10 protein-coding genes are annotated in these 15,178 nt (G+C 34.6%); 5 read left to right on the forward strand and 5 right to left on the reverse strand.

Going from position 1 to position 15,178, the window contains the following annotated elements:
• Nucleotides 1-25: 25 nt before the first annotated feature.
• Complete coding sequence (locus AB1410_00835; protein ID MEW6455244.1) at nucleotides 26-394, reverse strand: hypothetical protein; 369 nt, start codon at nucleotides 392-394, stop codon at nucleotides 26-28.
• Between the two features lie 397 nt (nucleotides 395-791).
• Between AB1410_00835 and AB1410_00840 the strand changes: the two genes are divergently transcribed.
• Nucleotides 792-1,580 (forward strand): SAM-dependent chlorinase/fluorinase, encoded by a 789-nt coding sequence (locus AB1410_00840; GenBank protein MEW6455245.1) that lies wholly within the window; start codon nucleotides 792-794, stop codon nucleotides 1,578-1,580.
• A 126-nt stretch (nucleotides 1,581-1,706) separates the two neighbouring features.
• Here AB1410_00840 and AB1410_00845 read toward each other — a convergent pair whose 3' ends face one another.
• The 4 genes from AB1410_00845 to AB1410_00860 all read right to left on the reverse strand — a co-directional run bounded on the left by AB1410_00845 (nucleotide 1,707) and on the right by AB1410_00860 (nucleotide 9,393).
• Nucleotides 1,707-2,741 carry a hypothetical protein gene (locus AB1410_00845; protein ID MEW6455246.1) on the reverse strand — a complete coding sequence of 345 codons (1,035 nt, stop codon included), beginning with the start codon at nucleotides 2,739-2,741 and terminating at the stop codon, nucleotides 1,707-1,709.
• 116 nt (nucleotides 2,742-2,857) lie between these two features.
• Nucleotides 2,858-3,787 (reverse strand): tetratricopeptide repeat protein, encoded by a 930-nt coding sequence (locus AB1410_00850; GenBank protein MEW6455247.1) that lies wholly within the window; start codon nucleotides 3,785-3,787, stop codon nucleotides 2,858-2,860.
• 110 nt (nucleotides 3,788-3,897) lie between these two features.
• Nucleotides 3,898-6,993, reverse strand: a complete 3,096-nt coding sequence (locus tag AB1410_00855) for a carboxypeptidase regulatory-like domain-containing protein (GenBank protein MEW6455248.1) — start codon at nucleotides 6,991-6,993, stop codon at nucleotides 3,898-3,900.
• 291 nt (nucleotides 6,994-7,284) lie between these two features.
• On the reverse strand, nucleotides 7,285-9,393 hold the full coding sequence (locus AB1410_00860) for a GWxTD domain-containing protein (protein ID MEW6455249.1): 2,109 nt from the start codon (nucleotides 9,391-9,393) through the stop codon (nucleotides 7,285-7,287).
• A gap of 219 nt (nucleotides 9,394-9,612) precedes the next feature.
• Here AB1410_00860 and AB1410_00865 point away from each other — a divergent pair, with 219 nt between their 5' ends.
• From AB1410_00865 to AB1410_00880, 4 genes are all read left to right on the forward strand, one after another.
• Entirely contained in the window at nucleotides 9,613-11,706 is a 2,094-nt protein-coding gene (locus AB1410_00865; protein MEW6455250.1) for a GWxTD domain-containing protein, read from the forward strand.
• Nucleotides 11,703-12,737, forward strand: a complete 1,035-nt coding sequence (locus AB1410_00870) for a GWxTD domain-containing protein (GenBank protein ID MEW6455251.1) — start codon at nucleotides 11,703-11,705, stop codon at nucleotides 12,735-12,737. The genes AB1410_00865 and AB1410_00870 overlap by 4 nt, the downstream gene beginning before the upstream one ends.
• 112 nt (nucleotides 12,738-12,849) lie before the next feature.
• A complete protein-coding gene (locus AB1410_00875) occupies nucleotides 12,850-13,953 on the forward strand; it encodes a hypothetical protein (protein ID MEW6455252.1) in 1,104 nt (367 codons plus the stop codon).
• A gap of 26 nt (nucleotides 13,954-13,979) precedes the next feature.
• Nucleotides 13,980-14,981 (forward strand): tetratricopeptide repeat protein, encoded by a 1,002-nt coding sequence (locus AB1410_00880; protein MEW6455253.1) that lies wholly within the window; start codon nucleotides 13,980-13,982, stop codon nucleotides 14,979-14,981.
• The last annotated feature ends 197 nt before the right edge of the window (nucleotides 14,982-15,178 follow it).

A 15,178-nucleotide genomic window follows, 5' to 3' on the forward strand; every position in this document is an offset into this window, starting at 1 on the left:
GCTTGACATTTGATGTTTTAACCTATTATTTCCATATATGTTCTTTATCCACCTTCAATATTCTAATCACAAGCGCTGCTTCGGCTTTTGGGTTTTTCTTCTTCATCCTTTCGAAAAGTTCACCTTCTTTTTCGATTCTTGCCTTTCCTCTAAACTTATAAGCCAATTTCTCCTCATCGAAAAGAGCTAAGAATTGAACGTATGGATAAATTACTATATTTTCCTCAAGCTTAATGTAATTCCTCACAGGAAACACTGCAACCTCTCCTTCCTCTCTTAATTGGAAATCAGGATCCCACGAAATTATTATAAGAGGCAATTCCTCCGAACATACTATAACAGGAAAATAACTTACCTTTTTTAGCTTCTCTTTTAATTCATTATTAATTTTCATTTTTCCCCCGCAGTGTTTTTTAACATTCTGATGTAAATTAGTCAAGCAAAAATAAAATGGATTTAAGCAGCAATTAGAAAGAGGCCAACCAGCAAAAATGCAAAAAATTGGGGTCAGGTCTTGTTTTTTGCATTTTTGAAATAAGGAGGAATCAGCAGTAAAACTCCAGTCAATAAGTAGAAAGAAGGCAACCATTCTCTGAGCGATATATTAGGAGCATATAAATATTAATAAATAGTTAATGCTGAATAATAAAGATATATGAGTGAGCAGGTAGAGTAGCGGAGAAACCAAAGGTTCCTGAAAACTGATAACGAATGCAAAGTAGGCATGGTTTTCCCTGCTTGAAAAATGATCTATCTTGATAGAAATCATTTTTTAACTTAATATGAAAATAATGAGTGTGATAGCTCTTCTTACAGACTTTGGAGAAACTGATTATTTTGTCTCTTCCATTAAGGGAGTGATTTTAAAGATTAATCCAGATGTCCATATCATAGATATTTCTCACTCTGTTGGCTCATACAACATAAAAGAAGCAGCGTTCATTTTAAAGTCCTGCTATAAATATTTCCCTGAAAGAACTATATTTATATGTGTTGTAGATCCAGGCGTTGGCTCTCCAAGAAAAATTATCCTCACTTTTACAAACAACCAGTATTTTATCGCTCCTGATAACGGGATTCTTTCTTTTGTTTTGAATGAGAATCCAGAAAGAGAGATATATGAAATTAAGGAATCAAAATATTTCCTTCCAACCATTTCAGACACATTCCATGGAAGGGATGTTATGGCTCCTGTGGCTGCCCATCTCTCAAGAGGTTTACCATTGAACGAATTTGGAGAAAAAATTTCTGATTATATAGCGATTCCTTTTCCTTCACCAAAATTGATAAAAAAAGATGTCTATGAAGCAGAAATAATTCATGTAGATAAGTTTGGAAACCTTATAACAAGCATTCCTGTTGAATTTATCGCTTCGGTTAATCCAGATAAAAAATTATTACTGGAAATAAAAGGTAAAAAAATCTCAAGAAGGGTTAAAAGCTATTTTGAGGGAAGAAAAGATGAATTGATTTTTCTTGTGGGAAGTTCAAATTTTTTAGAAATTGGAATAAACCAGGAATCTGCTGATTCTTTTCTTAAAGCAAGACCAGGTACTAAAGTTAAAATCCTAATTAAATAGATGGGCTCAGGTCTTCATTATTCAAATAGTGAATTAGACTTATTACATTATTATTCCACAAAATATAACCTTCATTGATATTAAATGAATAATGAAGACCTGAGCCCATCTGGATGCGCCTTATTTTTATTCTATTATTTCAAAAGATATGTGGGATTTATTTTTCTGATTTCCGATTTTATCTATTATCTCTGCTTCCAGTATATAATTCCCTTTTTCAAGAGTAATCTGTGGAGTTTTAAATATTACAGGTTGAGCAACAACAGGATGGGTAAAGCTCACCGCTGCATATTTAAGAACCTCTTTATCTTCTTTTTTTATAGTAATATGCATTTCAAGGTTTACCGCTTTGCTAATTTCATCTACTCCTGCTCCAAGGATGTAAAAGAAAAGAGTTGGCATCTCCTCAACTCTAAACTGATTTGTAAGATATGGATACATTGAAGCTTGGCTTACGACAAAATTATCTTTGTGAACAGTGAAAACAGTTTGCACTGCAGGTAGAGCTTTTAAATCTTTTAGGAAAAAAGGCGGAGAAAAATTTAAATTTTTAAATACCATCGAAGGAACATCCAATTTAAAAAAGAAAGTTCCATACTTTGTCAAATCTCTCCGGGAAACCTCCCAAGCAAAGATATAATCTCCAGGATCCAATGGGATTCCGAATGAATAATATTGGGGATCCTGATTTTCAAAAGGCATTGGAGAATAATATTCAAGATATAGTTTCATGGCATCTTCACTTTTCCTATAAATTTGCAAAAAGAAATGGTATGTCGGGATTGCAGGAATAATTTTTTGCTGCTCTTCCCCCTTTTTTTCTGCCTCTTCCTCTCCTTTTTCTTTTTTCATCTCTTCAAATTTTTTCTCCATTTCTTTCTTTATCTCCTCAGCATCTTTAATAAGCTCTGCCCTGAATAGAATTACAGCATAAGTTTTTTCCATCTGAGCGGGAAAATAAAAAGTATTCAACTCTTCTAAATTGAAAACTCCATTTGATTGCAGTGTTTTTAGACCCTCCTCGACTTCTTTTATAACCTTAGGTGGTAAATTTCTTCTCCGCTCTTCATTTTTCTTTTTTTCTTTTGCTACTGCACTGAGACTAAGCAAAAAGATTAAAATTGTGATGGAAATGAAAATAATTCTATTAATTTTTTGCATTTTACTTCCTCCCTGAATTTTTCTCCAGAAATATTAAATTTTTAATATTTCCTCAATTTTTTATTTTATTTCAATTTCAAAAATTTTTCCACACTTTATGTAGTTGGGTTAAAGTATTATTTTTCTTCGATTTTCTTTTTTAAAAATTCAATAAATCCTTTAACTTGAGAAGCTCTCTCAGAATCCGGGTCATACTTTAAATAATTCTCAAACACACCTATAGCATCTCTATAGCTTCCCATAGTCAAATGGGTAAGGCCTAACTGATAAAGAGCATCGAGAAAATCCGCCTTGATTTCAACTGCTCTTTTATAGTACTTCAATGCATCTTCAAATTTGGAATTATTATAATAATTAGTGCCTATGTTGTATAAAACCGTGGGGTCATTAATTTTTTCAAAAACTATTTTTCCATACCATTCTAAAGCTTTCTCATTCTCACCACGGTTGGCATAGCAATTCCCTATAAGGAGCATAATTTCATAATTGTTTGGCTCCTTCTCTAAAACCTTAAGATAGTATTCTTCAGCCTTCTCATAATTTTCTAATAGAAAATAGCAATTCCCAATATTCTTATTAATAATATAGATGTCAGGAAACTTTTTAAGTATATCCTCATATATTAACATGGCTTCTTGATATTTTTTTTCATCAAAAAGCTGGTTTCCCCGTGCTAACTCAGCCTTCAGCTCATCAGTGATTACCTTTCCCTCCATCTTCTTCAATCTAACCTCAATTGGAGGATTTTTCTGTGTTTCATAGATTTCAACACTTATTTTTTTTGGCATATAACCATTTTTTTCAAAGTCTATGTTCCACATCCCTCCTCTCATCCATGCCCCTACCCATTTCCCTGATGCATCTGTCATTACTTCAAAACCACCGCCAGCTATTACTGAATAAAGCTTCACCTTGACCCCTTCTAAAGGCTTACCCTCTTCATCGGAGACAATTCCTGTCACTCTTGCTTTCCCTTTATAATCCTGAGAAAAAATAAAGATACAAAATAGAAAAAAAAGAATTAAAATAATTCCAATTTTTTTCATCAAAAATCTCCCTTTTTATTCTAACATTTCAATAAATAAAAAAAAGCCCCTCTCTTGACGAGAGGGGCTTTTGAGTTCTACCTTGAGAAATTACTCTATTAGAATCTCTATTAGAATGTGAACCTTACTCCAACCCTTAACAATCTCGGGTTAAGAATTTCATTAGCCTGGAAATCTAAGATGTACGGAACCCATCTGTTCTCGGCAACATAGTATGTTCCATGGTATTTCGGGTATCTTCTGTTGATTATATCTGAATTGAATGGATTGAACACATCTGCCATCAGGTAGATTCTTCCAGTATCTCCGAATTTAATCATTTTCTCTACTCTGAGGTCCACTCTCCACATAACAGGCAGTTGCTCAGAACCAAATTCCGTGAAGTAAAGAGTATTACTTCTCGAGAGAGGATTGGGTAACCTGGTATCAACAATACTCGCGTATTCAGGAACGATAAAGCCTTCTCGAGCGATAAAGACGAAGGAAGCATTGATATCGAATGGAAATTGGTACATTCCTGCAAGCTTAACGAGCCATCTTGAAAAGACGAACTGGCTTATCTTTCCACTTGCTCCGCCCTCGAAAGGAGCATAGAGTTTTCCGTCAAAAGCCCAGAGGTTTGTTGGATCAAGATATCCTTTGCTTCCAAGGTTTTGTGACTGATTCTGCCAAGTGAAAGAGCCAGTGAGCATCCACTTGTTAGAGAGGCGCTTATTGAATCTCAGATCAATACCGTAGTAATGATCGTAGAAATCAGGTCTCTTCATGAATCTTCTATATGGCGTGTAGGCAACTCCTTTCTTTAAAACATACCATGGTTTTCCTGCTCCCTCTTTCATGGGGAATCCACCAATAGAACTGGGCGCATACCCTGCTAACATGTAATCATCCTGAGATAAAACTTTCCCTGTATCGGGATAGTACCAGAGGTCCCAGGCGTGGTCGGTAAATCTTTTGTAGGTAAGGTCAATTCCCACTCCAAAGTCCTTGAAAATTTCCCTTTCAAGGGTTGCCATGTATTCCCAGGTGACGAAAGGCTTGGCATCCTTATCCACTTTATAGTATGGCTCTGTCAATTTAGTGGGATTGCGGTAATCATAACCACCCCAGTAGATACCAGCAGCATCACTCCAGTTTCCGATGAAATTCCCTGCACTGTCAAAAACTCTATACATTTTGTATGAAGGGCCAGCACCCCTCATATATAGCCAGTATAGCTCAGTGAAGTCAATGATTTTATCTCCGTTATCCATCCAATAGAGGAACATCCAGCCGCCTGTTCCAAGTTTCTCAAAGCGCCATGCCCCCCAGGTTGGCAGGAATTGTCCATAACGAGCAAAAGAAAGTTTGGCAATTGTCTTTCCATCACCAAAAACATCATATGTCAGGCCTAATCTTGGAGACCAATAAACCCATTTGTAGTCAGGCTTCACTTCAGGGTGTTGCACTGGAGGCAGAAGTTTATCCAAAAGGTCTGCTGTCTTTGAAGTAACATTGTTTTTCCATGCAGGACTATCCTTTACCACTGCAGGAAGACCAAAGGGAGCTAACCAGGCGAATTGATCGTCATACCGGAGTCCGAGGATGAGGTTGAACCTTCCAAAGGTTATTGTATCGCTGAAAAATGGAGAAATGGCTCTTGAATAGTGGTCACGATAGTAGCCTCTCCAGAAATTAAAACCCTGTATTCCTGGAACTATATCAGGCTTCCCATCACCGGTTATGTCTGCTGTGGGATCGACATAGTTGTAATAGACTACAGCATTACCAGCCCAGACAGCTTCTGTGTAAGATCTTCTGTATGAATATTCAAATCCAACTTTGATATCATGGGCAGCACCAAAAAGATTGTCATTGAAATAGTTGGCAAGTCCGTGGAACTGGTGAAGAGGTCTGTTAACCCAGTATCGCGATTGGGTATTCCACCTTCGGTTTTTTATATCGAACTTACCCAACTGCTCAAACTTTAGGTCAGTCATTGGTGTAAGGTTGAATCCAGCATTAGAATAGGCATATTTGACAGAGAGATAGAGATTGTCTCCAAACATGTGCTCATCCTGGAATTTCGCAATCGGGCTACCGAAGCGGAATCTACCACCTTGATACAAACCCTCAGGATATTCTGCAGTTCCAGACCTACCCCATTTCTCCTTGTTTCCAATATGGAAAAACATCTCAAGCCTGTTCTGAGGAATGAGCTGGAGATTGACCTTTCCAGCGTAGTTTGTTAAAAGTGTATCATCTCTTGTTCCATAAATAATTGTTGTTTTAATATCCTGGGAACCTGCTGAGAACCACCACCATGCTTTGTCTTTTATAAAAGGACCACCTACGTTGAATCCATAATCTTTAATGGCATTTACCTTGTTGATACCAATAACACCCTGCTTTTTAAGATCTGCAGTGAGGTTGTCTGCCTGGAACTTTGAGTCTGTCATGTAGTATCTTCCACCAAGGCTTACCTTGTTTCCTCCTCTTCGCGTAACTATGTTGAGAGCAACTCCACCAGTCTGAATTGAAACATCAGCTCCGCCTGTAACAATGTTCATCTCTTCGAAAGCATCAAAATCAAAGTAAGTTGGTGAAGCAACGGCTGCAGGGTCAGTGATGACAACTCCATCCATTGCCCAAACATATTGCCAGCGATCTGGAACACCCTTGGCAAAAAAGAATGACTGCTGTCCTGACTCTGCTCCTCCTATGTTCTCCCTATCAACTATGATAGAGGGAACCATCTGGAGCACGACCCAGGGGTCTCGGGCTGTGGGTAAGGACTGCAACATTTCCTGAGTAACATTCTGACCAACTGTTGTTTTTTTAGCATCAACAACTGGAGTTACAGCGGTAACAGTTATTTCCTCTGCAATAGGGGCCACTTCCATGGTAAGTGTTAAACTAACGTTTCCTCCTACTTCAACGATAATCCCTGATTGAGTCATGGTTTTGAACCCTTGAAGTTCAGCTTTTATCGCATAATCTTTTCCAGGAGGGAGTGATACAAACCTGAAAGCCCCCTCAGATGAGGTTACTGTTGCAATGGGAGCAATCAAGATACTTGTTAAAGTAACTGTGACTCCAGGAAGGGGAGCACCTGTAGTGTCAACGATTTTGCCGTATATGTTTCCTGTTCTTATCTGTGAGAAAAGAGAAGAAATTAAAATGAAAATGAACCCGAAAATTAGTAAACTTTTTAAAATCTTATTCATTTAACCTCCTTTTTTAATTTTTTTTACCATTTTCCCTTCCCATTCTTTGAATGGGAAACCGATACATCAAAATTGATTCTTTGCTTTTTCCTCTCACCTCCTCTTTCTAACATAATTAATACACTATACACTAATTTATAAGCAAAATTTATGCCAAAATCTAATTTATTGATATCATTCCATTTTTTTAAAAAAATTTTTCTGGTTGTTCAATATTTTGAATTATTAAGTTCAATTATTTGGATATTTCTTTTTTCAATTCAATATTTTGAACTTGACTCGATTCATACCCTACAAAGATTTTAAAAGTTTCTTTATATTCTCCTGGTTAGGGTTTATCTTTAAAGAAGCCTCCCAGACTGTCTTAGCTTTATCCTTTTCCCCTATTCTAAAGTAACAGGAAGCCAGAGAATTAAGTAACCTGACATCACTATTATATATTTTATTCCCTTCTTTAAATGCTTCGATTGCTTCTTTGAAGTTTCTGAGCTCCATTAAAGCCACACCTTTAAGGTAAAAATAATCAAAATTCAGCCTTTCAATCTTCTTGAACGATTCAATTACCTTCAACAATTTTTCATATTTTTTATTCTCTAAAAGGAAATAGCCAAAACTTTTAATTCCCTGCTCGTATTTGGGGTTAATTTCAAATGCTTTATCAAAGTAATCTTCAGCTTTATCAACTAATCCGAATTTTCTACATTGTGTGGCTAATATATAATAATAAATGAATTTTTTCTCATGGGGAGTGACTTTCATCAAGATAAAAGGCTCTTTTAATACTTCTGAATTAGATATCGTAAACCTATCTTCTTTTACATCTATAACAACCCCTAACTCATTAAAAAGGTAAATTTTTATCCTGAAAAACCCAGGGAAAAGACTTGAAAGAGAAAATTCTTCTTTAAAAAATAAACTGTCCCTGAACAATCTCTCTCTTAATGTAATCTCTTTTTCAGAAATTGGTTTATCTTCTTTTCCTATCTCAAAGATTCTTATCGATATTTTTCCCTTATCCCAAAGAGTTTTGTTTAAGTTATGGAGTTTAAACAAAATATAAAGGTTTTCTTTTAAGGAAAACTCATTATCCACTCGAAACAATATTCTATAATCTTCCTCTTTGAAAGGAAAATGGGAAGCACCCTTGGCATCCTCAATTCTGTATCCAATTATAGGCTGAGAAATTTTTGGGATAGATTCAAGGTCGGGCTGAAAATTGTAACTTGTCTCATTATATGAAAATTCCTTAGAAATTGAATTTTTTAGCATAGAAATAAAATTGAATTTTCCAGGAACAATTGGAACAGAATCCTGAATAACTATTCCATTGCTTCTCAACCTCTCAATTTGATCATTATCTATGTAAAGTGTAAAGTTCTTTTGAAAATCAAATATGTTTTTTTCTTTCTCATCTTTTATGCTTCCAACGACTTCAAAGTTTACATAATACTGGTCTTTTGGTTCATAGTAATCAATGGATATAACCTTTGGCTCTATAGCATAATGCAAGAAATAAATTCCTGATTCTTCATCTTTTAAAATTACAGAATTAAATTTGCTTGTTATATAGTTAGCAGAATAATCAACTTCTACAAGAGACTTATATTTAAGGAAATTGGTCGCATAAGTAACATCAACCAATTTTTTTGGAGATTCATATATGTTCGCCAAAATTATGTTGTTCAAGGGAGATGGCTGATAATTATAGGGAATGTCTCCGGGAACCATTGAAAGGGACATAAGAGCAAGAGTTGGTTCTATTTCCCTGAGCTTTTCATAAACTTCTTCATAATCTGTTGATTCAAGGTTGGATTTGTCTATTAATAGACTCCATGGCCCATCTACTGCAGGATCATATAATTTATATTCGCCAGCTCCACCTTTCTTATAGAAAACAATCCCAAAATAAGATGGAAGGCCAAATTTCGGATCCCCATGATAATACCACACCTCTGCTGGATAAACATAACCCCCTTCAAATCTCTCTTTGCTTACAGGCGGGCCGAGAATTATATAAATCCTTCCCATATCTGTCATCCACCCAGGCCGGGTTACACTTCGACCCAAAAAACTATTTGCGTAATCAAATCTTTTTTTGTGTTCTTCCATAAATTCATTCTCTGGGGTTCCTGGCGTTGGGTCTCTCCTTTTCCAGAAAGATTCGATAAATATATCCCTTTCCCTGTTATCTGTTAATTGAAGAAAAACTTTCTTTTCAGTGTCTGAAACTATGTAAGAAACAAAATCAAGCCATTCCTTATATTTTTCAGGCAAACTTTTTGTTACTTCTTTTTTTGAAGAGATTCCTTGTGCAGGTATAATTCCTGTTAAAATACAAAAAAATAATAAAAATAAGCAACTAAGCTTCGTATATAACCCTATTTTTTTTCTTATCATCATCAAACCATTCCCATTTTATCTCATAAAACAAAACATGGTCAACCCCACTCCACCACAAAAAAGGAAAAAAGGGACAAGCTACTTTTTTAATTAAACAAGATGAGATAAAATTTTATTAAGTTGCTTTAATCTGATTTAGTGTAAAAAAGTAGCCTGTTCCTTTTTTGTCTTTCTAAAAATTGAAAATATTTTTTCTGTTGATTAAAATAAAAAGGAAGAATGATTATAAAAAAAATTTCATTGTATTTTTTAGCTTCGCTATTTTTTATTACATCTTTATCGATAAATTTATCTTCTAAAGACTCAAAAATAAAAAACCTCCCTGAAAAATACAGAAAATGGCTTGAGGAAGAAGTAGTATACATCATAAAAGATAAAGAAAGAGAGGTATTTCTTCAACTCCAAACAGATAAAGAAAGAGACTTATTCATCGAAGCATTCTGGGCAATTCGTGACCCAACTCCTGGAACACCTGTGAATGAGTTCAAAGACGAACATTATAGAAGAATTGAATATGCCAATAAATTTTTAGGCCGTGACTCTCCCAGGCCTGGCTGGATGACTGACAGGGGAAGAATCTACATTATCTTAGGTGAGCCGAGGGATAAAGAAACTTATGATTCCTCCCAGGAAGTTTATCCAACAGAAATCTGGTTTTATCAGGGGGATGTCTCAATGGGCCTTCCTCCTTATTTCAATGTGGTATTTTTTAAAAGAGATGGTGTTGGAGAATATATTCTTTACAGTCCCTTAAAAGATGGCCCTCAAAGCCTGATGATAGGAGGCCAGGTTTCATATAAAAATCTTGATGAAATAATTGAAAGGTTAAAAGAAATTCCAGGCCAGTTAGCACAGGTTTCTCTTTCTTTAATTCCAGGCGATTCTACATCTGATCCGAACAGACTCTCAGCAGCATCAGAAGTTTTACTCGGGAAAATTCACGAGTATCCAAAAAGAAAAGTCGAGGATGAATATGCTGAGAAATTATTCAGGTATAGAGAATCGATTGAAGTGGATTATTCTGTAAATTATATTCATTCTGAGTCTTTCATAAAATCTTTCAGAATGAACAACAATCACTATATTGTGAACCTTGCAATTCAGCCAAAAAGACTCTCGATGGATTTCTACCAGAATAAGTACTATACAACATTAAAGGTTTTCGGAAAGATTACTGACTTAAACGATAAATTGGTATTTCAATTTGAGAGGTCTATTTCAATTGAAATTGGAGAGGATAGAATCAATGAGCTTAAATCCAAACCATTCTGTATTGTTGAATCATTCCCTGTGGTTTCAGGAAATTATAAATTAAACTATTTAGTAAAAAATATAATTTCAAAAGAATTCTTTTCTGCTGAAAGAAATATATCTCTTCCAGAGATAAAAGACTTATTCATCACTCCGATTACTCTTGGTTATGAATTGAAAGAAATTCCTCTTCAACCAGTTAAACCCTTCAAGATAGGGGATAGACAGATTCTCTGTGATACAAATCAAACCTTTACTCCAAAAGATAATTTAATCATTTTCTTTCAGATTTTTAACACAGAAAAATATCCAGATGGATATCAAATAAAGTATTCATTTTTTAAAGAAGAAAAAGAAATAAAAGTCTTTCAAAAAAGATTGGCTGAGTATTCAGATAAAAATAACATCTTTGAAACTGTATCTTTGAATGATTTTTCCCCTGGAGAATATAAGCTGAGAATTTCTCTGCTAAATAAAGAAAATAGGGAAGTATTGTTTGAAGAAGAAAGATTCCTCATTTCTCCAATTCCTTTTATTCCAAGACCATGGATGGCTTACAAAACCTCTTTTAAGAGTGAAGATGACCCATTTTTATTTTACATATTGGGAATTCAGTATTTAAACATGAATAAACTTAAAGAAGCAAAGGAGACGATGGAAATTGCATTAAAAGAGGTTCCAAACTCCTTGCAATACTCCATCGGGCTTGCAAAAATCTATTTAATAGAAAACTCCTTTGATAAAGTAATTGATTTATTATCTCCATTCATTTCACCTTTGTCCAGCTCTGAAGGACAGAAAAATTATGAATTCTATGAAATTCTGGGGATGGCTTACAGGGGAATTTCAAAATTCAATGAAGCCATTGAGAATTTCAAGATTGCCCTCTCGTTAAAGGGGACTGACATTAGATTGTTAAACCTTATAGGTGAATGTTATTACAACCTTGGAAACAAAGAAGAAGCTTTGAAAGCTTTTGAAAAATCAATCGAAATCAATCCTAATCAGGATAATATAAAAAATTTAATAAAAGAAATTAAGGGAAAGGGGGATAAAAAATGAAAAAAATAATTCTTTTTATCTTAATAATACTTGTAATTTTTCTCTTTTTTATTTCCTGTGCTACAGCAAAACTTGAAAAAAGGCTCGACCCGCAAAGCGAAGATTTCTTTTCTAAAGTAAGATACATAATTTCAAAACAGGAAAGTAAAATATTTCTTGAACTTCCTCCATCTGAAAGGGAAAAATTTATTGACGACTTCTGGGAAAGAAGAGGTCCAGGATATAAAGAGACTTATTACAGAAGAATTGAGGAAGCAAACAAACTATTCAAAGCTGGAAAGCCTGGCTGGCTCACTGACAGAGGAAAAATTTACATACTATTCGGACCTCCTGATGAGGTTGTAAGAAATCCCATGGGAGGAAGGGGGTTTGATCCTTATGCTCCTCCAGCGCAAAATATCGAGGGTCGTCAACAATCTGCTACATTAGCATTAGGAGAGAAAGCATCTGAATACTGGATATATTATACTCTCTTTACAAGATACAGAAATCAGATTATTAAGTTAGAGTTTGTGGATGTAGATGGAACAGGAGATTATAGATTGATAACCAACATTTACGAAGCGCTTCCAGGAGGAATTGATTCTCTTGCAGACCCGAATATAGCTCTTCTGCACGAATTAAACAAAGAAGAGCTTGAGAAAAAGGGAATAAATTTACTTAAATCACTTTTTGACTTTAGCTGGGAATTTTTGAAAGAAGACAATAAAGAATTAAACAGCAATTTAGCAATCAACATTGAAGTTCCATATAACCAGATATATTTTGTAAAAGAAGGAAATCGTTATAAATCTGATTTGAACATTGTAACTGAGATAAAAAATGATGCTGATGAAAAAATATGGGAATTTCATAAAGACTACAGCTTTTCTTTAACAAAGAGCGAAATTGAAGAAGATATTGGTTTAAAATGGACAACAAAAATTCCTGTAACAAAATGGTTGGCAAAAGGAAAATATTCAGTTTATATTAATTTAAAAAATTCCACAGGAAATCAGGATAGAAAAAAATTACTTCCTTTAAAGATGTAAAGAGAAGGGGTCAGGTCTCAACATTTGACATTTACTTTTTTAAAGCTTCTACAACCAATTCTTTCATCAAATGTCAAATGTTGAGACCTGACCCCTATTAATTGGAGGAAAGATGAGAGGTTTAAAATTTATTAAAATATTTCCAATTGCAATTTTTTTAATTTTTTCCATAGGCATTAATTATGCAAAGGAAAAGAAAAAAGAGGAAACTGTCAAGATTCCAAAAGAAATCTCACAGATTTTCGATGCAAATCTTCCCTCAAAACAGGAAAGGTTCGATATCCCGATAAACTACGCAAAAACCCTTTATTTTCCATCAAGAGAAAATTACTTTGCATACTTTTTCTTTAAAATAAAGAACGGAGATTTGAATTTTCAGCCTGTTGTAATTCAACCGGAAAAAGAAAAAAAGCCAGAAGAACAAGAACAGAAAGAGGATAAACTGGTATGCAACATGAATTTCTTTTTAAGAATTTATTCCATTGATGAAAAGGGAGAGGTTAAAAAGATTTTTAAAGAAATATATCTTCCTTATTTTGAGGAGAAAAAAGTAGAAGAGTACAACCCTGAGGAGGAAAATTTCTATTCTGTTGGAACAATCTTTCAACCGGGAAAATATCTATTAGGCCTTGCTATCACAACAGTTGACCTCAAAAAAGTTGGAATGATTTTTGAAGAATTCTCACTCCCTTCACAAAGTTCGTTAAGAAGAAAAATCACGACCACGCCATTATTCTTTGTTAAATCTTTAAAACGAATTTCTCAAGCAGATACAGAGGTAAAAATTTATAAAAATTTATTCCATTACAGCGTTCTTGAGATTGAACCAAAGTTTGTAAATAAATTTTCTCCATTTGATAACCTTGATATATTTTATTTTATTCTCGGTTCCCAGCCTGATGAGAATGGAAAATTTGATTTCGAGATAAATTATAAAATAAAAAGAGGAGAGGAAGAGGCTGTAAAGTTTTCTCCTCAAAAACTCGATGATGTTCCAGCTCCAATTGTCAGTTTGCCATTACCATTGTCCTCATCTGAAAAACCTCTTGAACCTTCTGATTATATCCTTGAAATAACAATTAAGGATAAGAATGGAAATATAAGTGGAAAAGAGGAAATTTCATTTAAAGTAAAAGAAGGGGTCAGGTCTCAACATTTGACATTTGATGAAAGAATTGGTTGTAAAAACTTTAAAAAAGTAAATGTCAAATGTTGAGACTTGACCCCTATGGGAGGTAATGAATGAAAAATTTAAAGAAAATTTTAATAAATATATTTTGTTTGTCTTTATTTATATTCATATTAATTTTTTTCACAATCTCACCCTATCTCTTCTCTCAGGCAGGTCTCGGAAAGGGAAGGATCTCCGGAATTGTTGTAGATGACACTGGAAACCCTATCGAGGGAGCATTGATTGTAGCCCAGAGCATCGAACACCAGACAAAACTTGATGCCAAATCAGAGAAAGATGGTTCATGGGCAATCGGAGGACTTGGTTCAGGAATCTGGCGAATCACAGCCACAAAAAATGGATACACAAGTTCATTCATTGAAATGAATGTTCATCAACTGCGCCAGAACCCTCCGATAACTTTCACATTAAAAAAGCTTCCTGGTGCTATAGCTCTTCAGGGAGACAAAGAGGCTTTTGATATGTTTGATAAAGGAAGTAAACTGCAGCAGGAAAAAAGATATGACGAATCCTTAGAGGTTTTCCAGGAGTTCTCCTTTAAATTTCCTGAAATTTACCAAGTTCATCTGAATGTCGGAAGTATCTATATGGAAAAGGGAGAGCTTGAAAAAGCCTGTCAGGAATTTCAATATGTTTTAAATAAAATTAAAGAAACACAGGGGGAGTATAAAAAAGATGAGGAGGCAGCAAGAAGGGCATTCACGGGTCTTGGAGAATGCGCCTTGAAAAAAGGTGATTTGGACGAAGCCCAGAAGAATTTTTCCAAAGCTCTGGAGATATCCCCAAAAGATTCTATTTTAGCTTACAACGTTGGAGAGATTTTCTTCTCCCATTCAAAAGTCGATGAAGCAATAAAATATTTTGATTTGGCTACAAAAATAAAGAAAGAATGGCCAAAACCTTATTTGAAACTTGGGTATTGTCATCTAAATAAAGCAGATTTTGAAAAATCAATAGAATTCTTTAAAAAATTTTTAGAATTGGACCCCCAAAATCCTGAAGCCCAAAATATAAGGTCTATTATCGCTCAACTGGAAAAAATGAAAAAATAAAAATTAACTTTGCTGTTTTAATTATTATTGCTTTCCCCTTTAAAAGACTTTATCTTATTAAAAAATTAATTAATACAAACGCATGTATGAAAGCGCTGCCTATGTCAAGAGCTTTAAATAGTTATTATCCCATGTTTTCTCCTTTATTTCTAAAAGGAAACATTTCGTCTCCTGGGCTCAAACACCTTTTCGTCGGA

It is taken from the genome of Acidobacteriota bacterium (assembly GCA_040756905.1).
Taxonomy (GTDB): Bacteria; Acidobacteriota; Aminicenantia; order JBFLYD01; family JBFLYD01; genus JBFLYD01.